Origin of the sequence: Bradyrhizobium sp. AZCC 1578 (assembly GCF_036924675.1) — a bacterium.
Classification (GTDB): Bacteria; Pseudomonadota; Alphaproteobacteria; order Rhizobiales; family Xanthobacteraceae; genus Bradyrhizobium.
Genome location: NZ_JAZHRZ010000001.1, coordinates 6,577,092 through 6,600,438 on the forward strand (window position 1 = coordinate 6,577,092; position 23,347 = coordinate 6,600,438).

At 64.5% G+C, this 23,347-nt stretch carries 21 protein-coding genes; 13 read left to right on the forward strand and 8 right to left on the reverse strand.

Going from position 1 to position 23,347, the window contains the following annotated elements; all coding sequences use genetic code 11:
• Positions 1-103: 103 nt before the first annotated feature.
• Positions 104-1,510: a hypothetical protein gene (locus tag V1290_RS31290; protein ID WP_334367930.1), complete on the forward strand. Its 1,407-nt coding sequence runs from the start codon at positions 104-106 to the stop codon at positions 1,508-1,510.
• A 21-nt stretch (positions 1,511-1,531) separates the two neighbouring features.
• On the opposite strand, the gene mntR is transcribed toward V1290_RS31290, so the two are convergent.
• Positions 1,532-2,020 (reverse strand): manganese-binding transcriptional regulator MntR, encoded by a 489-nt coding sequence (gene mntR, locus V1290_RS31295; protein ID WP_442893818.1) that lies wholly within the window; start codon positions 2,018-2,020, stop codon positions 1,532-1,534.
• Positions 2,021-2,241: 221 nt separating this feature from the next.
• Here mntR and V1290_RS31300 point away from each other — a divergent pair, with 221 nt between their 5' ends.
• On the forward strand, positions 2,242-5,409 hold the full coding sequence (locus V1290_RS31300) for a TonB-dependent receptor domain-containing protein (RefSeq protein ID WP_334367932.1): 3,168 nt from the start codon (positions 2,242-2,244) through the stop codon (positions 5,407-5,409).
• 47 nt (positions 5,410-5,456) lie between these two features.
• Here the strand turns inward: V1290_RS31300 and V1290_RS31305 are convergent, their stop codons facing one another.
• Genes V1290_RS31305 through exbB form a run of 3 tightly spaced genes read right to left on the reverse strand, consistent with a single transcriptional unit; the run spans position 5,457 to position 7,506 of the window.
• The gene (locus V1290_RS31305) at positions 5,457-6,167 is read right to left on the reverse strand and encodes an energy transducer TonB (RefSeq protein ID WP_334367933.1); all 711 of its coding nucleotides are present in this window, start codon (positions 6,165-6,167) and stop codon (positions 5,457-5,459) included.
• A gap of 41 nt (positions 6,168-6,208) precedes the next feature.
• Complete coding sequence (gene exbD / locus V1290_RS31310) at positions 6,209-6,634, reverse strand: TonB system transport protein ExbD (RefSeq protein ID WP_334367934.1); 426 nt, start codon at positions 6,632-6,634, stop codon at positions 6,209-6,211.
• 5 nt (positions 6,635-6,639) lie between these two features.
• Entirely contained in the window at positions 6,640-7,506 is an 867-nt protein-coding gene (gene exbB / locus V1290_RS31315; protein ID WP_442895028.1) for a tonB-system energizer ExbB, read from the reverse strand.
• 325 nt (positions 7,507-7,831) lie between these two features.
• Between exbB and ccmI the strand changes: the two genes are divergently transcribed.
• From ccmI to V1290_RS31340, 5 genes are all read left to right on the forward strand, one after another.
• Positions 7,832-8,935 (forward strand): c-type cytochrome biogenesis protein CcmI, encoded by a 1,104-nt coding sequence (ccmI, locus tag V1290_RS31320; protein WP_334367935.1) that lies wholly within the window; start codon positions 7,832-7,834, stop codon positions 8,933-8,935.
• A gap of 41 nt (positions 8,936-8,976) precedes the next feature.
• Positions 8,977-9,468: a cytochrome c maturation protein CcmE gene (ccmE, locus tag V1290_RS31325; RefSeq protein WP_057848143.1), complete on the forward strand. Its 492-nt coding sequence runs from the start codon at positions 8,977-8,979 to the stop codon at positions 9,466-9,468.
• The gene (locus V1290_RS31330; protein WP_334367936.1) at positions 9,465-11,447 is read left to right on the forward strand and encodes a heme lyase CcmF/NrfE family subunit; all 1,983 of its coding nucleotides are present in this window, start codon (positions 9,465-9,467) and stop codon (positions 11,445-11,447) included. Before ccmE ends, V1290_RS31330 begins: the two co-directional genes overlap by 4 nt.
• Positions 11,448-11,451: 4 nt before the next feature.
• A complete protein-coding gene (locus tag V1290_RS31335) occupies positions 11,452-11,952 on the forward strand; it encodes a cytochrome c-type biogenesis protein (RefSeq protein WP_334367937.1) in 501 nt (166 codons plus the stop codon).
• Between the two features lie 74 nt (positions 11,953-12,026).
• Positions 12,027-12,548, forward strand: a complete 522-nt coding sequence (locus tag V1290_RS31340; protein WP_334367938.1) for a DUF1993 domain-containing protein — start codon at positions 12,027-12,029, stop codon at positions 12,546-12,548.
• A 41-nt stretch (positions 12,549-12,589) separates the two neighbouring features.
• Here V1290_RS31340 and V1290_RS31345 read toward each other — a convergent pair whose 3' ends face one another.
• From V1290_RS31345 to V1290_RS31355, 3 genes are all read right to left on the reverse strand, one after another.
• Complete coding sequence (locus tag V1290_RS31345; protein ID WP_334367939.1) at positions 12,590-13,105, reverse strand: MAPEG family protein; 516 nt, start codon at positions 13,103-13,105, stop codon at positions 12,590-12,592.
• Positions 13,106-13,117: 12 nt separating this feature from the next.
• The gene (locus tag V1290_RS31350) at positions 13,118-13,558 is read right to left on the reverse strand and encodes a hypothetical protein (RefSeq protein ID WP_334367940.1); all 441 of its coding nucleotides are present in this window, start codon (positions 13,556-13,558) and stop codon (positions 13,118-13,120) included.
• 94 nt (positions 13,559-13,652) lie between these two features.
• Entirely contained in the window at positions 13,653-14,390 is a 738-nt protein-coding gene (locus V1290_RS31355; RefSeq protein ID WP_334367941.1) for a TSUP family transporter, read from the reverse strand.
• 113 nt (positions 14,391-14,503) lie between these two features.
• Here V1290_RS31355 and V1290_RS31360 point away from each other — a divergent pair, with 113 nt between their 5' ends.
• The 6 genes from V1290_RS31360 to V1290_RS31385 all read left to right on the forward strand — a co-directional run bounded on the left by V1290_RS31360 (position 14,504) and on the right by V1290_RS31385 (position 22,832).
• Positions 14,504-15,382, forward strand: coding sequence for a LysR substrate-binding domain-containing protein (locus tag V1290_RS31360; RefSeq protein ID WP_334367942.1), 879 nt, complete (start codon positions 14,504-14,506; stop codon positions 15,380-15,382).
• A 171-nt stretch (positions 15,383-15,553) separates the two neighbouring features.
• The gene (locus V1290_RS31365; protein ID WP_334367943.1) at positions 15,554-17,149 is read left to right on the forward strand and encodes a Do family serine endopeptidase; all 1,596 of its coding nucleotides are present in this window, start codon (positions 15,554-15,556) and stop codon (positions 17,147-17,149) included.
• A 291-nt stretch (positions 17,150-17,440) separates the two neighbouring features.
• Positions 17,441-18,121 (forward strand): response regulator transcription factor, encoded by a 681-nt coding sequence (locus V1290_RS31370; RefSeq protein ID WP_028348885.1) that lies wholly within the window; start codon positions 17,441-17,443, stop codon positions 18,119-18,121.
• A complete protein-coding gene (locus V1290_RS31375) occupies positions 18,105-19,571 on the forward strand; it encodes a sensor histidine kinase (RefSeq protein WP_334367944.1) in 1,467 nt (488 codons plus the stop codon). The genes V1290_RS31370 and V1290_RS31375 overlap by 17 nt, the downstream gene beginning before the upstream one ends.
• Positions 19,568-22,504: a bifunctional [glutamine synthetase] adenylyltransferase/[glutamine synthetase]-adenylyl-L-tyrosine phosphorylase gene (locus tag V1290_RS31380; protein WP_334367945.1), complete on the forward strand. Its 2,937-nt coding sequence runs from the start codon at positions 19,568-19,570 to the stop codon at positions 22,502-22,504. The genes V1290_RS31375 and V1290_RS31380 overlap by 4 nt, the downstream gene beginning before the upstream one ends.
• Before the next feature lie 133 nt (positions 22,505-22,637).
• A complete protein-coding gene (locus tag V1290_RS31385; RefSeq protein WP_334367946.1) occupies positions 22,638-22,832 on the forward strand; it encodes a hypothetical protein in 195 nt (64 codons plus the stop codon).
• Between the two features lie 34 nt (positions 22,833-22,866).
• Here the strand turns inward: V1290_RS31385 and V1290_RS31390 are convergent, their stop codons facing one another.
• Complete coding sequence (locus V1290_RS31390; protein ID WP_334367947.1) at positions 22,867-23,088, reverse strand: hypothetical protein; 222 nt, start codon at positions 23,086-23,088, stop codon at positions 22,867-22,869.
• Positions 23,089-23,347 lie beyond the last annotated feature (259 nt).

Below are 23,347 nucleotides of genomic sequence, written 5' to 3' on the forward strand. Positions count from 1 at the left end.
CGATTTCGTTATTCCTAAACGGCTTCTTAACGCGCACACTTCTAAAATCGGCGGTGGACGCGCTTTGCCGTCCGCGTGACACAAATATATCCACACCAGGCGAATGAGCCAGACATCGACAGAGCGGCTGAGGGACTATCTCGCCCAGCTCCCGCCTCAATCGCAGGCGCTGCTGATGCGGGAGTTCGAGCGCGCCATCGAGCGCGGGGAAGACCTCGCCGTCGCCAATTTCGTGCTCGAGCAATTGCGCAAGGTCGTGCGCGGGACCGAGGAAGACGACGAGGCGCGTCCGCGCACCGACGATCCGGCGCGGCTGTTGTACGGTCCACTCGAGCCATTTCTCGTCGAGGGCAATTTTCCGGTGCGCGCCGGGCAGATCCGGCGCGCGTCGCTGCTGGCGGTTTGGCAATGGCTGGGCCGCGACGGCGCGCCCGAGGCCGTGCGCGCATTCGAAACGACACTCGGCGAGATCAGGCTGAGCGGCTCCACCGCAGGTCTCGAAGCCGCGACCCGTAAATTCCAGCTCGCTGCAGCCGAGGCGATCGTCAAGATCGCCACTCCGGTGCAGGGAGACGACAGGCATCGCGCGCTCTCGCGCATCGGCCCGCCGAACGTTGTCGAGGATTTATTGTCGATCGGCGCGGTGCTGCGGGCTCGTGAGGCGATGGAGACGCTCGGCAGTCGGCTTCCCGGCCAGATTCGGGCGCTGACGCCCTCCCAGCTCGAGACGGCGACGTCCGCGCTCAACGTGCCCTCGTTGCAGACGCCGCAATTGCTGCCGTTCGCGCTGTCGCTGATCATGCAGCGGCTGGTGGCGCCGTGGCAGATCATCCGTCTCGCGGTCAGGATGGCGGCCTCCGACGACGAGATTCGCGTGGCGGCCACGCCCTACGGCATCGCCGTTACGATCGCGCTGCACGATCTCTCGTTTCTCACGGCCTGCCTGCGCACGGACATCAGGCGCGGCCATTTCGACAATGTCGGCGATCAACTGAAAATCCTGCACGATGGCGTGCGGGGCTTGCGCACCGAGCTCGATCTGCGCAACGATTCCGCGTGGGGCCGCCAGCTCACGTCGATCCGCGCCGATATTTCCAATTCGCTGCAGTCGGAGATCGAGAGCGTGCCCGGCCGGGTCCGCCGCATCCTGCGTCAGCGCGCCGACAAGGATATCGCTTCGGCGCCGAAGATCGACGCCGCGGAGGTCGAAGAGATCGCCGCCCTGATCGACTTCGTGGCGGTGTGCCGCACCTATGCCAGCGAACTCGCCATCAACGAGGTCACTCTGCGGACCTATTCCGACCTGCAGCATTACGTCGAGCATTCAACCGAGAGCCTGGTGCAGGCGCTGCGCGGCGCCGACACCAGAGCGCGCGCCTACCGGCAGATGCAGGCCAAGGCGGCGATCCGCTTCTGCGAAATCCTGTTCGGCCATGACTATGCGTCGCTGATGAGCCGGGCGGCCGAAAATGCCATGACCGGCGAGCGTAAGACGACCAAGGCCGGCTAGCGCCGCCTCTGATCTATCGCGTCATGCCTTGCGTCGATCCTTGGCGCCGCGAAGAAATTCGGCGAAGGCCTTCAGCGTCACATCGGAAACATGATGTTCGATGCCCTCGGCATCAGCCTCCGCGGCTTCCTGCGGAACGCCGAGCGCCAGCAAGACGTCGACCACCAGACGGTGACGGGCGCGGACGCGCTTGGCGAGGGTCTCACCCTTTTCGGTCAGGAACACCCCGCGATAGGGGCGGGCCGTAACCAGGTCTTCGCGCTTCAACCGCGCAATGGTGTCGATCGCCGTCGGGTGCGATACGCCCAGCCTGCGCGCGATGTCGGTCGGGCGCGCCTCGCCGGTCGTGCCAAGCAGATCGGAGATCAATTCGACATAGTCTTCCAGAACCGCGGTCGATCGCGCCGATCGTGCCTTTCCGAACCGGCGCGCCTGCGTTTGTTCCGCGGGCAGCGGCGTCATCGGTTTGGCCCGATTTGTCGAGGGCTTGCGCACCACTGCACCTTCCAGGCGAATCCATACAGACGAGGCGCGACCATGGCGTGCTGCCGACCACATTGCAAGTTGGCGGCTTGTCGCCGATCTGCAACAGGCCGGCGCCTGGCATTTGCGACTCGTTCGCAGCATCTTGACAGTTAACGGCTCAGCATTAACATGTAGCCTTACCTACGTTTTGGTGTTGCGGCTTATCAAACAGGCTGTTGCTGAAGCGCGATCGGTTGGGGATGAATATGCGCGCGACGCGAATGGCCCTTGCGGGCACATCGGCACTGGCCGTGGTTTGGTTGAGCCACGCCGCGGCGCTCGCGCAAACCGCAGCGCCCGCGTCACCGACGCCCCAGGCCGCGCCGTCTGCCGAACCAGCCGCTCCGGCGCCGCTGGCAGCGGGGCAAGCCCCGGCGGAGCAGGCTCCGTCGCAGACCGCGCCGGCCCCGGCGGCCGGACCGCAAGCCACGCCGAGCGCGCCGGCGGAAATCGACATGCCGCAAGTGACCGTCGAGGGGCGTCAGCCTAAACCCGCGCGGCGGGCCGCGCGCAGCGAGTCCGGTCGGCGTTCGACGACCGTGGCGGCACCGCTGCCGGGCCCAACGCCCGCGCCCGTGCCCACGTCGCCCTTCAATCCGCCATTCGCGCCGCTGTCGACGATCGGGAGCAACCAGATCCAGACCGGCAGCAGCAACGGTGGGTTCGGCAGCCTGTTCACCAATATGCCCGGCGCAACATCGGCGGGGCTTGCCACCGAATCGTCGCGCCCGATCTTGCGTGGCCTGTCGGACGCAAAGGTCCGCATTCAGGAGAACGGCGTCGGTGCGGTCGACGTGTCGGACATCGCGCAGGACCACGCGGTGCCGATCGACCCTCTCGCCATCCAGAAGGTCGACGTCATTCGCGGACCGGGTGCGCTCCGCTTCGGCTCGCAAGCCGTTGGCGGCGTCGTCGATGTCAACAACAACCGGATTCCGACCGCTGCGCCGCTCGGGGGAGTGGCTGCGGAACTGAGGTCGGGTGTGACGAGCGTCAACAAGGGATGGGAGAGCGGCCTGTTGCTGGATGCCGGCGGCCGCAACGCCGCCGTTCATGCCGACATCTACGGGCGCTCCTCCGGCGATTACAGCGTCCCGAGTTACCCGTATCTGGTCCCGCCAATCCCTGCGCCTGCCTTTAACGGCAAGCAGCCGAATTCCGCTTCGCAAAGCGCAGGCGCGGCGGTCGGCGGCTCCTGGCTTTTCGACGGCGGTTATGCCGGCATCGCCGTCTCCCGTTTCACCAGCGACTACTACGTCCCCGGTATTGCGACCGCGGAAGCCCGCCAGCACAACGACCTCGAGCAAACCAAGATCAGCTCCAAGGGCGAGTATCGCCCGGACGCAAGCGCGCTTGCCGCGATCAGGTACTGGACCGGTTATTCGGAGTACCGGCACGACGAGACCGTGCTAGCCACAACCGGCTTCCAGGAGATTACCGCCACCTTCAAGAACCGGCAGACCGAAGGCAAGCTCGAGTTCGAACTTGCGCCGTTCGCCACGCCAATCGGTGCGCTGACCAGCATTTTTGGCGCGCAAGGCGCCTACCAGCAACTCGATACGGCAGGGCAGGCGATCTTGCTTCCGGCCCAGACCAGAACAGCGGCGGCGTACTTTCTCAATGAGGTCAGGCACACGGACACGCTGCGCACGCAACTGGCGGGTCGCATCGAGGGGGTCAATGTCGCGGGAACGGCATTCACTTTCCCGCCGAATTTTCTCCCACCACCGGATGAGCCGGGCAGGGCCGCCGCCAAGCTCGACTTCATGCCGAAGAGCGTCAGCTTCGGCATCATCAAGGATCTTCCATCTTCGCTGGTCGCCAGCCTGACGCTGCAACGGATCGAACGTGCGCCGCGCGCTCTCGAACTGTTCGCCCAAGGTCCCGACGGTTCGGAGAAGACGTTCAAGATCGGCAACCCGAACCTCGGAATCGAAACCGCGCAGACCGCGGAAATCGGCTTGAAACGTACGGATGGCGATTTCAGATTCGCCGCGAATGCCTACTACACGTCGTACGACAAGTTCATTTTCTCGCGCGCCACCGGCATCTTTTGTCAGGAAACGTTTGCTTCATGCGGCGCCGGCACCGATTACATCCAGGTCAACTACGATCAGCGTGACGCGACTTTCCGCGGCGGCGAACTGGCGTGGCAGTGGGACGCCGCGCAACTTGGCAATGGCACCCTTGGCCTCGATGGCCAATATGATGTGGTGCGGGCGACCTTCACTGACGGCAGCAACGTGCCGCGCATTCCTCCGATGCGACTTGGCGGCGGCGTCTACTGGCGCAACGACAATTGGTTCGCGCGCGTCGGCGTGTTGCACGCGTTTGCGCAGAACGACATTCCGCAATTCGACACGCCGACCGCCGGATATGATTTGGTGAAAGTACAACTCGAGCACCGGAAATTCTGGAAGGATTCGCCGTGGGGCGCGGTTGAGGTCGCGACCGGGGTAGTTGGCGACAATCTGCTCAACGCCAACATTCGCAACTCCGTTCAATTCCACAAGGACGAGATCCTGCAGCCGGGTCGTGGCTTCAAGCTGTTTCTCAACGTCAAATACGGTGTCGACCGGCCAAGCGGCCCGCCCGGCACCTGGATTGGCACGGCGAGACGGCCGGCCGGCAACGGCTACTACAAGAGCCCCGCGCTCGAAGCGGCGGCCTGGAACTGGGCGGGCATCTATGCCGGCGGCAATGTTGGATATTTGAGGGGTGAGGGCGTTACCAACGCTGCGTTCAACGACGTTGCAACCGGTGCCTCGCTTGCCGGAGCCCGCCTGTCGTCCACGCACGACAGCGCCAGTATTGGCGGACAGGCTGGCTATAACTGGACGTCGGGCCGGATGCTGGCAGGCATTGAAGGCGATTTTGAATACCGCAATCAGCGCGGAAGCAGCGCCACCGCTTGCCCCGGCAACATCTGCAACCCGGCGCTCGCTCCGCTCGATGCCACCGTGACGGCGAGTCTGGACTATCGCTTGGGGTGGGTGGCTTCGGTTCGCGGCCGCGTCGGAACGCTTGTGACGCCGGACCTGCTTGCCTACGCCACCGCGGGCGTTCCGTTCGGCAAGATAACGACGTCAACGGCTATTGCAGGTTTCGACGACGCGGGCGTCGCAACCACCGCGTCTCTGGATCGGCACTTGTATCGGTTCGGCTGGACTGTCGGCGCCGGTTTCGAGACGCGGCTGACAGGCAACTGGACCGCAAAGCTCGAATATCTCCACATGGATTTCGGCTCGGTGCGTTCGACGCCACCTGTGGCGGTCAATACGGCGGTTGCGTTTGACGCCAACACGCGGGTGACCAGTGATGGTGTGAGGATCGGGGCGAACTACAAGTTCGGCGGCGCGATCGTCGCGGACTAACGAACTGATGTTGTGATCAGACGGTCGGATGCCGCTTGCTATCTGCCCTATTTGACCGTGAAGCGGATCGGCTGCCTCACGACAACGAATTCGCCGGGAAACATTGCGGGCGGCGAAGGGAAGGGCTGCGCGCGCTTGAGGAGCGCGAGCGCTTCCTCGTCAAGGGCGCCGGATCCCGAACTTTGAGTTACACGCGCGCTGACAACCATTCCCTTGCGATCAAGCGTAAACGACACCTGCGCCGTCCCTTGCTCGCGCCGCGACCGCGCTGCTTCCGGATACCGCTTGTTCTTTTCAACCAAAGCAAGGACCTGGGTTCGCCATGTCACGACGGCCTCCGAATTCTTGTCATTCGGCGCACCCTGGGTCGGCGCAACGGCGACCGGTGCGATCCGTTCGTTGATCGCGGGTGGTGCTGATGTCGTGGCGGCCGCCGCCTGCTGCTGCGGCGTCACGTCAGGCTGCGGCTTGCTCTGCAAAGCCACAGCCGCGTCCGGATTGGGAGCGGGCGGCAACTCGGGCGTTTCATCGGGCGGCGTCTCCTCGGGCTTCGCCACCGGCTGCGCCTCCGACATCGCCTGCTCCGGGCCGGGCGCAATGTCGGTCGGCGTCGTCGCTGGTGCTGCGGCCAACGGTGCCAGGTCGACCACGATCGCGCCCGAAGGTTCGGCAGCCACCGTGTCATCCACATCGCGCCAGATGGCGAGCGTGGCAGTCAATCCGGCATAGACGCACAGCACCGCGAGGCTGCTGAACATCCATCGTCGAAGGTCAGAACGATCTTCGGCCGCAAGCTGCATCATGGCGATGAGGCTTGCTCCATTCCGACCAGGGCTACCTTGAGGTAGCCGGCGGCCCGCAACATGTTCATGACCTGCATCACCTCGCCATAGGGGACGAGCTTGTCGGCGCGCAGGAAAATGCGGGTGTCCTTCTGGCCGCTGGTGCTCGCATCGAGCGCGCCGGGCAGTGCGCTCCTCTCCACGGTATCGTTCCCGACGGAAAGCGACAGGTCCGGCTTCACCGTCAGATAGACCGGCTTGTCCGGCCGCGGCTGCGGCTGCGCGTTCGACGCCGGAAGATCGACGGCGATATCGACGGTCGCAAGCGGGGCAGCAACCATGAAGATGATAAGCAGAACGAGGATGACGTCGATGAACGGCGTCACGTTGATCTCATGGACTTCGGCAAGATCGCCGTTGCCTTGGTTCAGGCTGGCGGCCATGGCTGCTACTCCGCCGCTGCGAGGTGCCGCCGCACCAGCATGGTGCCGCTATCGAGGTCGCGGCCGACCAGTCGCGTAATCTCTGCGGATCCGTCCCCGAGCAGCGCCCGGTAGGAAGCGATCTGGCGTGCAAAGAGATTGTAGATCATGACGGCGGGAATCGCCGCCACCAGCCCGAGCGCCGTCGCCAGCAGTGCCTCGGCAATTCCAGGCGCGACCACGGCGAGGTTGGTGGTTTGCGACTTCGATATTCCGATGAAGCTGTTCATAATTCCCCAGACCGTGCCGAACAGTCCGACGAAGGGGCCGGTCGATCCGATGGTCGCAAGCACGCCGGTGCCTAGTCCGATGCGCCGGCTTGCCGCCGCCTCGATCTGCTGCAGCCGGGAGGCGATCCTTGCCTTGATCCCCTCCTTGTCCATTCGATCGGTGCTCAATCTCAATTCTGCCAGGGCACCCTCGAGCAGCTGGGCAACTGCGCCCTCGGGGACCTGCCGCACGGCGTCTTCCACGTTCCGGACGTCGGCGAGCTCGCGCAGGGCGTGCCGGGCGTTCCGTCGCGCCTTGATCAGCTCGATCGTCTTTGCGAGCCATACCGTCCAGGTGACCGCGGTCGCAAAGGCCAGACCGATCATCACCGCTTTGACGACGACGTCGGCCTGCATGAACATGCCCCAGGGGCTGAGATCGCGAGGCAGCGCTGCAGCCGCGATCACTGTCCTTTCCGTTGCGTCCTGGGCGGCGGTCGGAAATGACAGCAACAGCAGCGGAAGTGACAGAAGCGGAACGCTGCGGCGAAGTTTCGGGTCAACTGGAGTTTTGACAGGGGTGGAGGGAACAGCGCCACGTCGAAATGCTTTCCAGGATCGCATCAATCTGCCTCTGCACGCAATTAATGTCTCAGCCCCATTGTGTAGCATCGCCTACGTCTTGGTGCAAACGCTATAGGCCGAGGTATGAGGTCTCGACGGTGCATGCAGGATCCGCTGCAATTTCCCATTGATGGATTTGCGAGCCGCGGTCCGGCGGAGAAGCCAGGGCGAACTGTGCCGAGGAACTCCGGATCGCTGGCTGTGGCAAGCCGGTCTCCCGGCTTTTCTGCCGCAATTGTCAATTGCCGGGCTTGCCGCCGGTGGTGTAAAGCGGCGCATCGGCGCTGGCTTGGGAAGGCGCCGTTCCGCCCCCGGGAACTACTTGATGACGCTGTGGTTTGTGTTCGCGCTGATGACGGTCGCGGCGATTTTTGCCGTGCTCTGGCCATTGAGCCGCGGCTCGTCTGTGCAGGCCGGCGGCAGCGAGGCGGTCGTCTACAAGGATCAGCTCGCCGAGATCGACCGCGATGTCGCAGCCGGGTTGATCGGCTTGTCCGAAGCCGAGGCGGCGCGTGTCGAAATCGGCCGCCGCCTGCTCGCCGCCGCGGACGCGGAGCGCAACCTGCCGGCGCGCGCCAATCTTGGCCTGCGCCGTGCCTCGGCTGTCGTGGCGCTGGTGGGTTTGCCGATCGCGGCAGTGACGTTCTACCTCGCGCTTGGATCGCCGCGTCTCGGTGATTTCCCGCTCGCCTCGCGCAGCCGTATGGCGGACGCCAGCCAGCCGCTCGAAAACATGGTGGCGCAGGTCGAAGCGCATCTGGAGAAGAATCCGACCGATGGTCGCGGCTGGACCGTGCTGGCGCCCGTGCTGGCGCGGCTCGGTCGGTTCGATGACTCGATCCGGGCCTACCGCAACGCGATTCAACACGCCGGCGACAGCGCCGAACGCCGCTCCGATCTCGGTGAGGCGCTGGTTGGCAGCGCGGGCGGCGTCGTCACGGCGGAGGCCAAGGGCGAATTCGAGCGCGCGGTCGCGCAAGACGCCGACGATCCCAAGGCCAGCTATTTCCTCGGGCTCGCTGCCGAACAGGACGGCCGGAAGGCCGATGCTGCGGCGATCTGGCGGGCGATGCTGTCAAAGGCGCCGGCCGACGCGCCGTGGCGGGCGTTGATCGAGGCGGCGCTGACCCGGGTCGGCGCCCCCGCCGCGCCGGCGCTCTCCGATGATGCGATGGCCGCGGCCAGGGACATGAACGAGGCGGACCGCGGGACGATGGTCCGCGGCATGGTCGATCGGCTGGCGGCGCGGCTGAAGCAGGACGGCAGCGATGTCGAGGGTTGGTTGCGGCTGGTGCGGGCCTATATGGTGATGGGCGAACGCGACAAGGCGACGAGCGCGCGCACCGAAGCGCGTCAGGCGGTCGCGGGCGATGCCGAACGCTTGCGCCAGCTCAATGAAGGCCTGAAAAATCTCGGGCTTGATGGATAGAGCCGGATGGCGGAACCCAAAGACGAAGGCAGGGGATATTGATGACGCGCAAGCAGCGGCGTTTGACCATGATCGGCGGTTCGCTCGCGGTGCTTGCGGTTGCGGCGGCGCTGGTGCTGAACGCGATGCGCGATTCCATCGTGTTCTTTTCCACGCCGACCATGGCGGCGGAAAAGCATATCCCGCCCGGCAAGCGGTTCCGCCTCGGCGGCCTGGTGCAGCCGGGCTCGCTGGTGCGCGGCGACAACCTTGCCGTGAACTTCAGCATCGCCGACGGCAGCGCCACGCTGCCCGTCGCCTATAAGGGAATGTTGCCGGACCTGTTCCGCGAAGGGCAGGGCGTCGTCGCCGAGGGCGCGCTCGATGCGTCAGGCGTGTTCAAGGCCGATACCGTGCTGGCCAAGCATGACGAGACCTATATGCCCAGGGACGTCGCCGACGCCCTGAAGAAGCAGGGGCACTGGAAGGACGACTACGGCGCGAAGCCCGGCGCCACGGCCGCATCTGCGCCGGTGCAGGGGACCGCGAAGTGATCGCGGAAGCGGGGCATTACGCGCTGGTGCTGGCGCTCGCACTTGCGCTGATCCAGTCCACGGTTCCGATGCTGGGCGCGCGCTGGGGCGATCCTGCGCTGATGAACGTCGGTCGCTCCACGGCGCTGGCGCAATTGCTGTTCGTGGCGGCCTCGTTCACGGCCCTGGTGATGCTGCACGTCAACTCGGATTTTTCCGTCGTCAACGTGTTCGAGAATTCGCACTCGATGAAGCCGTTGCTCTACAAGATCACCGGCGTGTGGGGCAATCACGAAGGATCGATGCTGCTGTGGGTGTCGATCCTGGCGCTGTTCGGCGGCCTGGTTGCCGCCTTCGGCAGCAATTTGCCGCTGTCGCTGCGCGCCCATGTGCTGGCCGTGCAGGGCTGGATCGCGGCTGCGTTCTATCTGTTCATCCTGGTCACGTCGAACCCGTTCCTGCGCATCGCGAGCCCGCCGATCGAGGGCCGTGACCTCAATCCGGTGCTGCAGGACATTGGGCTGGCCGTGCATCCGCCGATGCTCTATCTCGGCTATGTCGGATTTTCGATCTCGTTCTCGTTCGCGATCGCCGCCTTGATCGAAGGCCGGATCGACGCGGCCTGGGCGCGCTGGGTGCGACCGTGGACGCTCGTGGCGTGGATATTCCTCACGCTCGGCATCGCCATGGGTTCGTACTGGGCCTATTACGAGCTGGGCTGGGGCGGCTGGTGGTTCTGGGACCCGGTCGAGAATGCTTCCCTGATGCCCTGGCTCGCCGGCACCGCGCTGCTGCATTCCGCCGTCGTGATGGAAAAGCGCAACGCGCTGAAGGTCTGGACGATCCTGCTGTCGATCCTGACGTTTTCGCTGTCGCTGCTTGGCACCTTCCTGGTGCGCTCGGGCGTGCTGACCTCGGTGCACGCGTTCGCGACCGATCCCTCGCGCGGCGTGTTCATCCTGCTGATCCTGTGCCTGTTCATCGGCGGCAGTCTTACGCTGTATGCCTGGCGCGCCTCGGCACTGAAGCAGGGCGGGCTGTTCGCGCCGGTCTCGCGCGAGGGCGCGCTGGTGCTCAACAATCTCTTTCTCACCTCCGCCTGCGCCACCGTGTTCATCGGAACGCTGTATCCGCTGGCGCTGGAAGTGCTGACCGGCGACAAGATTTCGGTCGGCGCACCGTTTTTCAACCTGACCTTTGGGCCGCTGTTTGTGCCGCTCCTTGTCGCCATGCCGTTTGCGCCGCTGCTGGCCTGGAAGCGCGGCGATCTCCTCGGCGCAGCGCAGCGGCTGACCGCGGCCGGCATCGCGGCGCTGGTCGCGATTGCGGTGCTGTTTGCATGGACCCATGGCGGAGCCACGCTCGCCCCGCTGGCGATTGGGCTCGCGATATTCGTGATTGGCGGCGCCTTGAGTGATCTTGCCGAACGCATGGCGCTGTTCCGCGTCCCCTTGGCCACCGCGATGGCCCGTGCGCGTGGGCTACCGCGCGCGACCTGGGGCACGGCGTTCGCGCATGCCGGCATTGGCGTCGCGCTGATCGGCATCGTCTGCGAGACCACCTGGAATAGCGAATATATCGGCACGATGAAGCCGCGCGATGTCGCAAGCGTCGCCGGCTATCAGTTGAAGCTCGACGAGATCACGCAACGGCAGGGACCGAACTTCCGTGAGATGATCGCGCAGTTCACGGTTGCACTCGACGGCGAAACGCTCCAGGTGATGATGCCGTCGAAGCGCAACTTCACCACGCGGAGCTCGTCGACGACCGAGGCCGCGCTGCTGACCCGCGGCGCCAGCCAGCTCTACGTATCGCTCGGCGACACCAATGCGGAGGGCGCCATCGCGGTGCGCATCTATCACAAGCCGCTGGTGCTCCTGATCTGGTGGGGCCCTGTCCTGATGGCGTTCGGCGGTCTGCTGTCGCTCTCGGACCGCCGCCTGCGCGTCGGCGCGCCCAAGCCGGCCAAGGCCGCCCGCGCGCTGCAGCCGGCGGAGTAGGGCCTTGAAGCGCCTCATTGCAGCATGTGTGCTGGTTGTCGCCGCGACGCTCTGCGGGCCGGCTCACGCCGTGCAGCCCGACGAGATCATGGCCGATCCGGCAAAGGAGGCGCGAGCTCGCGACCTGTCGCGCGAGCTGCGCTGCATGGTGTGCCAGAACCAGTCGATCGACGATTCCGACGCCCCGCTGGCGCGCGACCTGCGCCTGTTGGTGCGCGAGCGGATCGCCTCCGGCGACAGCGACAGCCAGGTGATCGATTTTCTGGTCGCGCGCTATGGCGAGTTCGTGCTGCTGAAGCCGCGCTTCACGCCGCATACGCTGCTGCTCTGGCTGCTGCCGCCGCTCGCGTTGGCCGGAGGCGGGCTGGCGCTCTGGTTCTACAGCCGCCGCCGTTCGAATACCGGCAGCGCGACCGATCCTTCGCTGTTGCATCTGACGGAAGAGGAAGAGGCGAGGCTGGAGCGCTTGCTCGCAGCCGATGCGCCGGACAACAAGAAGCCTTAAGCCCACCGTTGCAAGCGGGCAGGCTTCAGCTATGACTTCCCTGTCAAAATAAACATAACGAGGGGAAACCGGACATGGCCTTTTCACTCTACGACGCCAGCGTGGCGAACTATCTGCAGACCCTTGGCGCGGTCAGCGGTTTCCTCGACCGCGGCCTCGTTCATTTCCGCGAAAAGAACATCGATCCGGATAGCATGGTCGAGGCGCGTCTGACACCCGACATGCTGCCGCTGCGTTTCCAGATCATCTCCGTCGCGCAGCATTCGCGTGGCGCTATCGAGGGCGTGCAAAGCGGAGAGTTTCGTCCGCCCGCGTCCAGCAAGCCGTACGATTATGCGGGATTGCGGGGATTGGTCGCGCAAACCCGCGAGGCTCTGGAGGGCTGGACTCCGGAGGCAGTCAACGCGCTCGGCGGCCGCGACGTCGTCTTTCACATCGGTGATCACAAGCTGCCCTTCACCGCAGAGGGCTTCCTGATGTCGTTCTCGCTGCCGAATTTCTATTTCCACGCCACCACCGCCTACGACATCCTGCGCACCAACGGCGTGCCGCTCGGCAAAAGGGATTTCATGGGGCGGCTGAAGATGAAGAAGTGAGCGCGGCACCCGCCGGCTGCGGAAAATTCAGTTGATGCAATTCAGCTCCGCAGGATGTTCCAGCCCGCCCAGGCGAGAATGCCGATATTGAGATACATCGTGGCCGCCATGCCGAACGCCCGATAGAGCGGGTGGATCCGGTAGCCGATCCAGAATGCAAATCGGGCAACGATGAAGACAATTGTGGCCGCTGCAATGACCTTGATCTGGCTCGGCGGTAGACTGACGCTCAGAGCCAATGTGCCGATCACGAACAGCACATATTGCTGCAGCGTGTTGTCGAGCACACGTCCGTTGACCAGCGTCGCCTGATCCTCCTTGTGCAGTGTCGGATCGATCGCTTCGCTGAGGAAGCGGTTGTTGGCAACTGTGATAGTGCCGACCATCAGCGGAATCGCGGCAAGGGCGTTTGCCTTCAGGGCGTAGGCAAGCCGACTGGCGACATCGGCCAGGGCCGAGGTATCCGCCCAGATCAGCGAGATACCGGCGATTGCAGCCACCATGGTCAGCGCGCCGCTGGCGGCGCCGATCGCAACGGTTTTCTGTTCATGGGTCATGGGGCGTCTCCACTATCGATAGCCGCACGAAATCGGACCGGCGTGAAGCGCAGCGCTGTCCGGCATCCGGGCCGAGATCGCGGCAGACATCTGCAGCACGACGAACAGGCCATGCAGCGCCGTGGTGACGTAACCGACCAGCAGCATGTCGGACACAATGAAGAGCTGCCAGAATATCAGATTGGCGGTCCCCAGCAGAACATGAATGGCTGCAGCCGCGAGGTGCCAGCCGCGCGCTGGCTGAGCGCGCCACATCAGGATGCCCAGGATGAAGGCTAGGCCGTGCGCCTCGATAAAGCCAAGTCCGGCATAGGGCGCCTCGGCCACAACACGCGCGACCGGCCCAAGGCCGAAGAAGATTCCGCGCACGTCGCTTGCAAAGCCGCCCGCGGACGCTGCGAGGAGAAACGTTGCATTGGCGCTCAGGATGATGTGTCGGATGGCGATAGTCATTGGAGACCTCCATTGTGACGGTGCGTATGACATGAAGACCTGAGGTGAATTGGCAGGGAGGACACCGGTTTTCTGTCAATCTGCACAGCGCAGGTCACAGCAGCACCACGCCTTGAATCAGATAGACGGTGGATACCGCGCCGATCACGTAGCGCGACCAGGTCCGGAATCGTGTCTCGCTGATCGCCTCGATCACGAACCGGGAAAGGTATCCTCCGGTGATCGCAAGCGGAATCGCCACGATGACGGCGAACGGCGACAGGGTCTCGCCGCCGGCAAGCAGGTGGCCGAAATAGGCGGCCTTCAGGAAGTGCCCGATCACTTGCGCGGCGGCCTTGGTGGCGATCAGTTGCCGGCTGTTGAGCGGCGAGCGCACGAAGAACACGTCGAGGATGGGACCGGAAACCCCGGCCAGGAGCTGCAGCACGGTGCACAGGGCGCCGCAGCCGTGACCATGGCTGGGCTTTCCAATGTCGGGCGCGAGCCGGCCGGGAAGCAGAAGTCCCAGGAAGGGGCTCACGCCAACGATAATTAGGGCTATCGCCTTGCTCGCCTCAAGCGCCATGGCGCCGACCGCGGCTGCTGCGACGACGGCGCCGGCGGCATAATGGGCAACGATCCGCCAATCGATATGCGCGCGCCATTGCCAGGCCCGCCAGCCATTCGAGGCCACCTGCACCAGGCCGTGCAAAATCATGGCCGGCGCAAGAGGCATGAAAATCAGCAAAATTCCCATCAGTATCATACCACCGGCCATCCCGAAGATGCCGGAGATGAAGGAGGTCGATACGATGGCTGCGGCGAATCCCGCCGCGAGCGGGAGGCTGAGCATGGGCGTCGTCCGGTTGAATCCGATGCCGTTCAATGCGCGTTTGACAGGAGCTTCGCAAACGCGTTTAGTTCAGCCATAGGCTAAGGAAAAGTTAGTCTAAGGATTGGCTTCCCATGCGCCGTCTGCCTTCGCTGAATGGTTTGCGTGCCTTCGAGGCCGCGGCGCGCCATGGAAGCTTCGTGGGTGCGAGCCAGGAACTGAATGTCACCCAAGCGGCGGTGAGCCGCATGGTGCGGTTGCTCGAGGCCCGGCTCGGTCTCGAGCTGTTCCAGCGGCTTCCCAACGGCCTTGCGCTCACCGCGCAAGCAAAGGCGCTGCAGCCGAGCCTCACTGCGGCGTTCGATTCGATCGCTGCCAGCGTCGAGCAGGTTGCAGCGATGCGGACCACGCCGGTCTTGACGATCGGCGTCGGACCTTCCTTCGCGGTGCGCTGGATGATTCCGCGCCTTGCGAGCTTTTACGGCACGCATCCCGACATCGAGGTGCGGCTCGCGACCGGTGGCGCGATCAATCCCTTCAAGGACGACTGGACCTGCGGAATCCTGCTCGGCAATGGCGATTGGCCCGGACTGGCGGCCGAGCCGTTGTTTTCGGCTGACCTCTTTCCCGTATGCACCGCCGCGACGGCACGGCGGCTTGGCAAGCCGTCGGATCTGGCCAACGAGAACTTGCTGCAGGTCGTGCATTCGCCGGAAGACTGGCCGTTATGGCTGGCCGCAGCGGGTGTCAAACTGCGCCGCAAAGCGCTCGGCCCAAGCTTTGCCAATTACGGAATGGCCTTGCAGGCTGCGCTCGATGGCGTCGGGGTTGCCATCGGCTTGCGACCGTATGTGGAAGATGACCTCGCCATGAGGCGCCTGGTTGCGCCATTTGCGATTTCTGTTCCCAAGGGACAGGCTTGGTACCTGGTGTATCGTCCGTTCCGCGAAACCGATCCGGGTCTCATCGCCTTTCGCGACTGGTTGCGAAGAAGCTTCCAGGCGTCGTCTTAACCGGCTGATTTACCTGCGATATTCTGCCGCATCCACAAGTCCCCGCATTACCAAAGTTTAATTCCCTAGCCAGCGCGCGGTAAGGCGGCAGGCCCCATCTTCCGATGTGACAGGTGCCAACCCCCGCACCGTAGAAGAATGAAGAATTCACGCTCTGGAGATTTTACAGACATGACCGAACGTCCCGTCGATCTTTCCTCGCTACCGTCAAACGGCGCAGCCCGCCGTTCGCTGTTCTCCGCCCGCAAATTCGCGCTGATGGCCTCCGTCGTCGCCGGCCTTGGCGCTGCCGTGTATGGCTTCTCGCCGCAGCAGGGCCCGGCTGATATCTTTGCCAGCGCGGCGCAAGCGCAGGTCAATACAGAGGTTCGCAAGGTCGAGCGGCCGATCGGTTTCGCCGACATTGTTGAGCGCGTGAAGCCGTCGGTGATTTCGGTCAAGATCAACATCGCCGACAAGAGTTCCAAGGACGACAGCGCCAACAAGGACGAGGACTCGCCGTTCCCGCCGGGCTCGCCGATGGAGCGCTTCTTCCGCCGCTTCGGCGGTCCGGATGGCTTGCCGCCCGGCCTGCGTGGCGGACCACGTGGCCCCCGTGGCCCGGTCACGGGTCAGGGTTCCGGCTTCTTCATCTCGCCTGACGGCTATGCCGTGACCAACAACCACGTGGTTGACGGCGCCGACAAGGTCGAAATCACGATGGAAGACGGCAAGACCTACACCGCGAAGGTGATCGGCACCGATCAGCGCACTGATCTGGCGCTGATCAAGGTCGAGGGCCGCTCCGATTTCCCGTTCGCCAAGCTGTCCGATAGCAAGCCGCGGATCGGCGACTGGGTGCTCGCGGTCGGCAACCCGTTCGGCCTCGGCGGCACCGTGACCGCCGGCATCGTCTCGGCCTCCGGCCGCGACATCGGCAACGGTCCGTATGACGACTTCATCCAGATCGATGCGCCCGTGAACAAGGGTAATTCCGGCGGTCCGGCGTTCGACACCAATGGCGAGGTGATGGGCGTCAACACCGCGATCTACTCGCCGTCCGGCGGCAGCGTCGGCATCGCGTTCTCGATCCCTGCCTCGACGGTGAAGTCGGTAGTCGCCCAGCTCAAGGACAAGGGCTCGGTCAGCCGCGGGTGGATCGGCGTCCAGATCCAGCCGGTGACCTCCGAAATCGCCGACAGTCTCGGCATGAAGAAGGCCCAAGGCGCGCTGGTGGCGGAACCGCAGCAGAATGGCCCGGCGGCCAAGGCCGGCATCCAGTCCGGTGACGTTATCACCGCCGTCAATGGCGAACCGGTCAAGGATGCCAGGGAACTCGCCCGCACCATCGGCGGTCTCGCACCCGGCACCGCGGTCAAGCTCAACGTGCTGCAAAAGGGCCAGGACAAGGTCGTCAACCTCACGCTCGGCCAGTTGCCGAACACGGTCGAGACCAAGGCCGACATCGGCAAGGAAGACAAGGGCGGCGCGACCAAGGGAACTGACGTGCCGAAGCTCGGCCTGACGGTGGCACCCGCCAACAGCGTGGCCGGCGCCGGCAGGGAGGGCGTCGTGGTTACCGAGGTGGACCCGAAGAGTGCGGCGGCCGAGCGCGGCTTCAAGGAAGGCGACGTCATTCTTGAGGTCGCCGGCAAGACCGTCGGCAGCCCGAGCGAAGTCCGTGAGGCAATCGACGCCGCGCGTACCGAGAACAAGAACAGCGTTCTCATGCGCGTGAAGAGCGGCGGTTCGTCGCGCTTCGTCGCGGTGCCGCTGGCGAAGGGCTAAACGAGGACTAGATACGAGATGGAGGGTCACGCCGGCATTCGTCGCCCCCGCCGACGTCTCCTTCCGGGGAGCGGGTCCAAAACTCGCTCCCTCTGGCAACCTTCCTTCGGAATACGCCCCCCTCCGTCGGAAGGGCCTAAGGGCGGTGAGGTCCCCCAGCCTCATCGCCCGCTCTTTTCACTTGATTGCGATACTGCGCGGTCGCCTTGCATGTGCAGGGCGGCCGCGCCATGGTGAGAGGAACCAAATCCTGTGAGCGCCCCCGCAGCAATCCCCACACCCGTCACTCAGATGCGCCTATTGATCATCGAAGACGACCGCGAGTCCGCCGACTATCTGGTCAAGGCGTTCCGTGAAGTCGGCTATGTCGCCGATCTCGCCAGCGATGGCGAGGAGGGACTATCGATGGCCGAGAGCGGCGATTACGACGTGCTGGTGGTCGACCGCATGTTGCCCAAGCGCGACGGACTGTCGGTGATCGGGAGCTTGCGCGATAAGGGCATTCGCACGCCGGTTCTGATCCTCTCCGCGCTCGGCCAGGTCGACGACCGCATCAAGGGTCTGCGCGCCGGCGGCGACGACTATCTGCCAAAGCCCTATTCATTCGCCGAATTGCAGGCCCGCGTCGAAGTGCTGTCGCGCCGCAATGTCGGCCCGGCCGAGGAGACCACCTACCGCGTCGGCGATCTCGAGCTCGACCGTCTTTCTCATCGTGTCGCCCGCGGCAAGGACGAACTGACGCTGCAGCCGCGCGAGTTTCGCCTGCTCGAATATCTGATGAAGCATGCCGGCCAGGTGGTGACCCGCACCATGCTTCTGGAAAACGTCTGGGATTATCATTTCGATCCGCAGACCAATGTCATCGACGTGCACATTTCGCGGCTGCGCTCCAAGATCGACAAGGGCTTTGATCGGCCCTTGCTGCACACGATCCGCGGCGCCGGATACATGATCCGTGACGGCCTTCGGTAAACTGGTCCGCACGACGGCGTTTCGGCTGACGCTGGTCTATCTGTTTTTGTTCGCGCTGTTTGCGGCGTCGCTGCTCGGCTATTTCGCCTGGAATACGCGACGGCTGATCAACGAGCAGATCACCGCTACGGTGAATGCCGAAACCGCGGAGATTACCGACATCTACACGCGTCGCGGCCTGCGCGGCCTCGTCTTCACGCTCGGCAATCGGGCGCTGCGGCCGGGCGCCAACCTCTATCTCGTCACCACGCCGGAGGGAAAAGCGATCGGCGGCAATGTCGGCGCGCTGGCGCCGGGTGTGATGGCCTCAACCGGCTGGTCGGAGACCGGCTATCGCCGGCTCGACGAGCAGGACACCGCGGATCACCGCGCGCTGGTGCGCGTCACCGAACTCACCAACGGTTTTCGTCTCTTGGTCGGCCGCGACCTGGAGGAGCGCCGCCGGCTATTCGGCATCGTCGCCAACGCCGCGCAATGGTCACTGCTGGTCGTCATCGTGCTCGGCATCGGCGGTGGCATCTTCGTGGCGCGGCGGGTGCTGCAGCGGATCGATGCCATGACCGGCACCACAAGGCGCATCATGGCGGGCGATCTCTCGGGGCGGCTGCCAGTCGGGCGCTCCGGAGACGAGCTCGACCGTCTCGCGGAAAACCTCAACGCCATGTTGGAGCGCATCGAGACCCTGATGATGGGGCTGAAGGAAGTCTCCGACAACATTGCCCATGACCTCAAGACGCCGCTAACGCGCTTGCGCAACCGCGCCGAGGAGGCGCTGGCGAGTTCGGGCAGCGAGGCCGAATACCGCGCAGCGCTGGAGCGGACCATCGAGGAATCCGACGGGTTAATCCGCACCTTCAACGCGCTGTTGATGATCGCGCGCGCCGAGTCCGGGCAGGCGCGCGGCAACATGGATGATTTCGACGCGGCCGACGTCGCCAGGGGCATCCACGAATTGTATGAGCCGCTGGCCGAAGACGACGGCATGACGCTCCGCGTCAGAACCACGACCGCGCGGCTGCATGGCAACCGCGAACTGATCAGCCAGGCGCTTGCCAATCTGGTCGAGAACGCCATCAAGTACGGCAAGCCCTCGCCGGTGGTGCAGCCGCTGGACCCTGCCGCCGCGGCGCGCACCCGGGAGATACTGATCGAGGCGCGGCGCGAAGGCGACCACGTGCTGCTCAGCGTCACCGATCATGGACCGGGCATTCCCGAAGGCGATCGCAAGCACGCGGTCGAGCGATTCGTGCGGCTTGAGGCGAGCCGCACGCTGCCGGGTTCCGGCCTCGGGCTCAGCCTGGCGTCCGCAGTGGCGACCTTGCATGGTGGCGAACTCAGGCTCGGCGATTCCCGGCCCGGCCTGACCGCGACGCTGGTAGTCCCGGCGCTATCTGCCGCGGCCAACAGGCTTGCGGCTCAAACGCAGGATGTGCCACAGAAGGTGGCATGAATTCCTCCGCCTTGGCCGCGCGGTTCGTCAGCGGGCCGCATGTCGCAGCCAGCAGTAACGCCGAACAACGCCTGGGAGACTGGCTCGCCGAACTGGAGCCGGAGCAATCGGCTGAGATCATGGCGTGGCTGGATCGCCCGCTCGCCAGGACCATCCTGCTTGGCATCGCCGAGTTCTCGCCATACCTGTTCGACTTGATCCGGGCTGACGCCGCTCGGCTGCTGCGTTTGCTGGCATGCGACCCGGAACCACATCTCAACTCGCTGATCGAGAAAGGCACGCGCGACGTACTCGCTGCCGCGGGCGAGGCCGACGTGATGCATCTGCTTCGCCGCATGAAGTCGGAGGCCGCGTTGTTGATCGCGCTGTGCGATATCGGCGGGGTCTGGCCGGTGATGCGGGTGACGGCGGCGCTGACCGATCTTGCAACCGTGTCCGTGCAGACGGCGCTGCGCTTCCTGCTACGTCAGGAGGTCACGCGCGGTCGCATGACCGCGCTCAATCATGACCGGCCGGAGGAGGACAGCGGATTGATCGTGCTCGCGATGGGCAAGATGGGCGCGGGCGAATTGAACTACTCCAGCGACATCGACCTGATCGTGTTTTTCGATCCCGCCCGCACCTCGCTGGTAGCAGACATCGAGCCGGCGCCGTTCTTCGTGCGGGTGACGCAGGCGCTCGCCCGCCTGCTGCAGCAACGCTCCGGCGAGGGTTACGTGTTTCGCGTCGATCTGCGCCTGCGGCCCGATCCAGCCTCGACGCAGGTGGCGATTTCGACCGAGGCGGCGCTGCACTATTACGAGCGGGAAGGTCGGACCTGGGAACGCGCCGCGATGATCAAGGCGCGTGTTTGCGCCGGCGACGCCAAAGCGGGCGAGGCGCTGATCGCGGAACTGTCGCCGTTCGTCTGGCGCAAGCATCTGGATTTTGCCGCGCTCGCCGACGTCCACGACATGAAGCGGCAGATGCAGACCTATCGCGGCCAGAGCGAGATCGCGGTCGAAGGTCATAACGTCAAGGTCGGCCGCGGCGGCATCCGTGAGATCGAGTTCTTCGCACAAACGCAGCAGCTCATTGCCGGCGGCCGCCATCCGGAACTGCGGGTGCGCCCCACGCTCCATGCGTTGCAGGTGCTGGCGACCAGCAACTGGATCAGCTTTCAGGCCCACGACGAGTTGACCGCGGCCTATGAGTTCCTGCGCCGCGTCGAGCACCGGCTGCAGATGATCTCGGACGAGCAGACCCATGCACTGCCCGAAGATGCCGAGGCTGTGGAGCGTTTTGCGAACTTCTTCGGCTATGAGAGCCGGGCGGCCTTTGCGAAGGACTTGCTCGGCCATCTCAACGTCGTGCAGGGGCATTACGGCAAGCTGTTCGAGGGCGATCCGACCGGCACGGTGAAGCTGCCGCAGCTCAATTATGCCGGCGGGCCTGAGGATGCGCGTCTGCTCGATCACCTGACGATGCTCGGCTTCAAGAAGCCCGTCGCGGTGGCTGGCACCCTGCAGCACTGGATGCAGGGCAACTATCGCGCGCTCCGCAACGAGGCGACCAAGGCTGCCTTCATCGAATTCGTGCCCGGCCTGATCCTCGGTCTCGCGCATGCCGAAGATCCCGACGACGCCGTGACCACGTTCGATCGTTTTCTCGGCGCATTGCAGCGCGGCGGCCGGCTGATTTCACTGTTGAGCCAGAACCGCGACCTGGTCGCGCTGGTGGCCTTGATCCTCGGCGCGGCGCCGAGGCTCGGCGACATGCTGGCGCGCCAGCCGCAGATCATGGACGGCTTGATCGATCCTCGTTTCTTCGGCGCGATGCCGGACCGGAAGGAATTGTCGGCGCGGCTGGCGGCGACGCTGAAGGACGCGGACTCTTACGAAGACTTCCTCGATCGCCTGCGGCTGTTCGGGCAGGAGAGCCTGTTTTTGATCGGCACGCGGATCCTGTCCGGCACGGTTTCCGCCCAGCACGCTGGCGTCGCCTTTGCCGACGTCGCCGAAGGCATTGTGCACACCGTGCATGGCCTGGTGAGAGACCAGTTCGCGACCCAGTACGGCCGCATCAAGGGACAGGAGACCGCGATCCTCGCGATGGGCCGGCTCGGCAGCCGCGAGATGACGGCATCTTCCGATCTCGACCTGATCCTGTTGTATGATTTCGACACGGACAATCCCGATTCCGACGGCGAGCGATCGCTGCACGGCGCGCAATATTTTACGCGGCTGACCCAGCGGCTGATCTCGGCGTTCACGACGCGGACCAATTACGGCGTACTCTATGAAGTCGATATGCGGCTGCGGCCGTCGGGCCGCGCCGGGCCGCTGGCGTCGCGGATCGATTCCTTTTCCGATTATCAGGAACGCGAAGCCTGGACCTGGGAGCACATGGCGCTGACGCGGGCGCGAGTGATCTCGGCTTCGCCGGCGTTTCGGAAGGAGATCGAGGACGCGATCCGCAGTGTGCTGACGCGGCCGCGCGATGCGGCCTCGACCGCCGGCGACGTCGCGGACATGCGCCGGGCGATTGCGCTGGAGAAGGGCGAGGACGACATCTGGAACCTCAAGCAGGCCGCCGGCGGCCTGGTCGACATCGATTTCATCGCGCAGTATTTGCAGCTCGTTCACGCCTCGGAAAAGCCCGAGATCCTCAGCGTTTCCACGCTGCAGGTGCTTGACAACGCCGCACGCCTTGGCGTGCTGCCGCCATCCGACGCCGAGATTTTGCGTTCGGCGGCGCGGCTCTATCACGACCTGACGCAGATCCTCAGGCTTTGCGTCACCGGCAAATTCAAGCCGGAGACGTCGGGAGAGAACCTTTTGCGCGTCATGGCGCGCGCCGGCGACACGCCGGATTTCTCGACGCTGGAAGCGCGCCTGCGCGAGACGCAAGGCGAGGTACGGCGGGTGTTTCAGGCGCTTGTCGGCGGCGGTTGACGTTTCCGTTCGATTTGCGTTGCGATGACATTTGTGTCCGAAGCTTGAAGCCGTTCCCGGTCGCTCCCAAGTGTAGAGGTACGATCGTCGCCGCCGGTGAGATCGCCCGGAACCACCGTCATTCGGAGGCTGGATGCATACCGAGATCAACATTTTCGACAGGCCCATCGAGCGCATCAGGAAAACCTGCGAGTTGACGGGCTTTGGTGCCGATTTCGACCGCAAGCTGCCGGAACTCGAAACCTACCTTGAAAGGCTGGTGGCCGAAGGCGAAACCAGCGAGGAACGGCTGACCGTGAGCGGCCTGGCCTTTGTCAAGCAGGCATAGCAGGGACTTTGCGTGAAGCCCTGGCAAGGCGGCGTCAGGAAATTTCGTCCGGAAGCCTCCAGGCCGGATCCGGCGCGCAATACTCTTCCCTGATTTCTTTCACGTGATAGCGGGTCAACAGAATCGCCCCGCCGGCTTCGTCGGCAACGGAAAGATCGGAAATCAGGGAAGCGTCGAGGGCTTGCTTCCAGACCTCTGCCTCAGTCGGCAGGCCAGGACCGATTTGCCTGTCGTCGGCAAACAGCGCGTAGGGCACGAGCCTCTCCCCAATCAAAACCCCGCCAGCTATCTAAGATAACTGACGGGGCTTTTGAGCTGATAATTCCGGTGGATTTCTCCTTTTCCTGAACTACCTGCTCCCTCCTGCAACGCCGGACGATGGATATCGTTCCCAACCTTTTCGGTTGCGGGTGAAAAATGGCGCCCTGCCGATCGACCGTCGTTCCTGATTTTTCTGATGGGAACGGTGCACCAATGGCGGCTTTCGGACGTTCGCCTCAATCGCGTGGAACTAT

Excerpts from the sequence above, each read along its gene's own strand:
- V1290_RS31380 (WP_334367945.1), top strand. The coding sequence starts at position 19,568 with ATGAATTCCTCCGCCTTGGCCGCGCGGTTCGTCAGCGGGCCGCATGTC.
- exbD (WP_334367934.1), bottom strand. The coding sequence starts at position 6,634 with ATGGCCGCCAGCCTGAACCAAGGCAACGGCGATCTTGCCGAAGTCCAT.
- V1290_RS31300 (WP_334367932.1), top strand. The coding sequence starts at position 2,242 with ATGCGCGCGACGCGAATGGCCCTTGCGGGCACATCGGCACTGGCCGTG.
- V1290_RS31350 (WP_334367940.1), bottom strand. The coding sequence starts at position 13,558 with ATGACTATCGCCATCCGACACATCATCCTGAGCGCCAATGCAACGTTT.
- V1290_RS31360 (WP_334367942.1), top strand. The coding sequence starts at position 14,504 with ATGCGCCGTCTGCCTTCGCTGAATGGTTTGCGTGCCTTCGAGGCCGCG.
- ccmE (WP_057848143.1), top strand. The coding sequence starts at position 8,977 with ATGACGCGCAAGCAGCGGCGTTTGACCATGATCGGCGGTTCGCTCGCG.
- V1290_RS31340 (WP_334367938.1), top strand. The coding sequence starts at position 12,027 with ATGGCCTTTTCACTCTACGACGCCAGCGTGGCGAACTATCTGCAGACC.
- V1290_RS31370 (WP_028348885.1), top strand. The coding sequence starts at position 17,441 with ATGCGCCTATTGATCATCGAAGACGACCGCGAGTCCGCCGACTATCTG.
- V1290_RS31365 (WP_334367943.1), top strand. The coding sequence starts at position 15,554 with ATGACCGAACGTCCCGTCGATCTTTCCTCGCTACCGTCAAACGGCGCA.
- ccmI (WP_334367935.1), top strand. The coding sequence starts at position 7,832 with ATGACGCTGTGGTTTGTGTTCGCGCTGATGACGGTCGCGGCGATTTTT.
- V1290_RS31290 (WP_334367930.1), top strand. The coding sequence starts at position 104 with ATGAGCCAGACATCGACAGAGCGGCTGAGGGACTATCTCGCCCAGCTC.
- V1290_RS31345 (WP_334367939.1), bottom strand. The coding sequence starts at position 13,105 with ATGACCCATGAACAGAAAACCGTTGCGATCGGCGCCGCCAGCGGCGCG.
- exbB (WP_442895028.1), bottom strand. The coding sequence starts at position 7,506 with ATGCGATCCTGGAAAGCATTTCGACGTGGCGCTGTTCCCTCCACCCCT.
- V1290_RS31355 (WP_334367941.1), bottom strand. The coding sequence starts at position 14,390 with ATGCTCAGCCTCCCGCTCGCGGCGGGATTCGCCGCAGCCATCGTATCG.
- V1290_RS31385 (WP_334367946.1), top strand. The coding sequence starts at position 22,638 with ATGCATACCGAGATCAACATTTTCGACAGGCCCATCGAGCGCATCAGG.
- V1290_RS31305 (WP_334367933.1), bottom strand. The coding sequence starts at position 6,167 with ATGTTCAGCAGCCTCGCGGTGCTGTGCGTCTATGCCGGATTGACTGCC.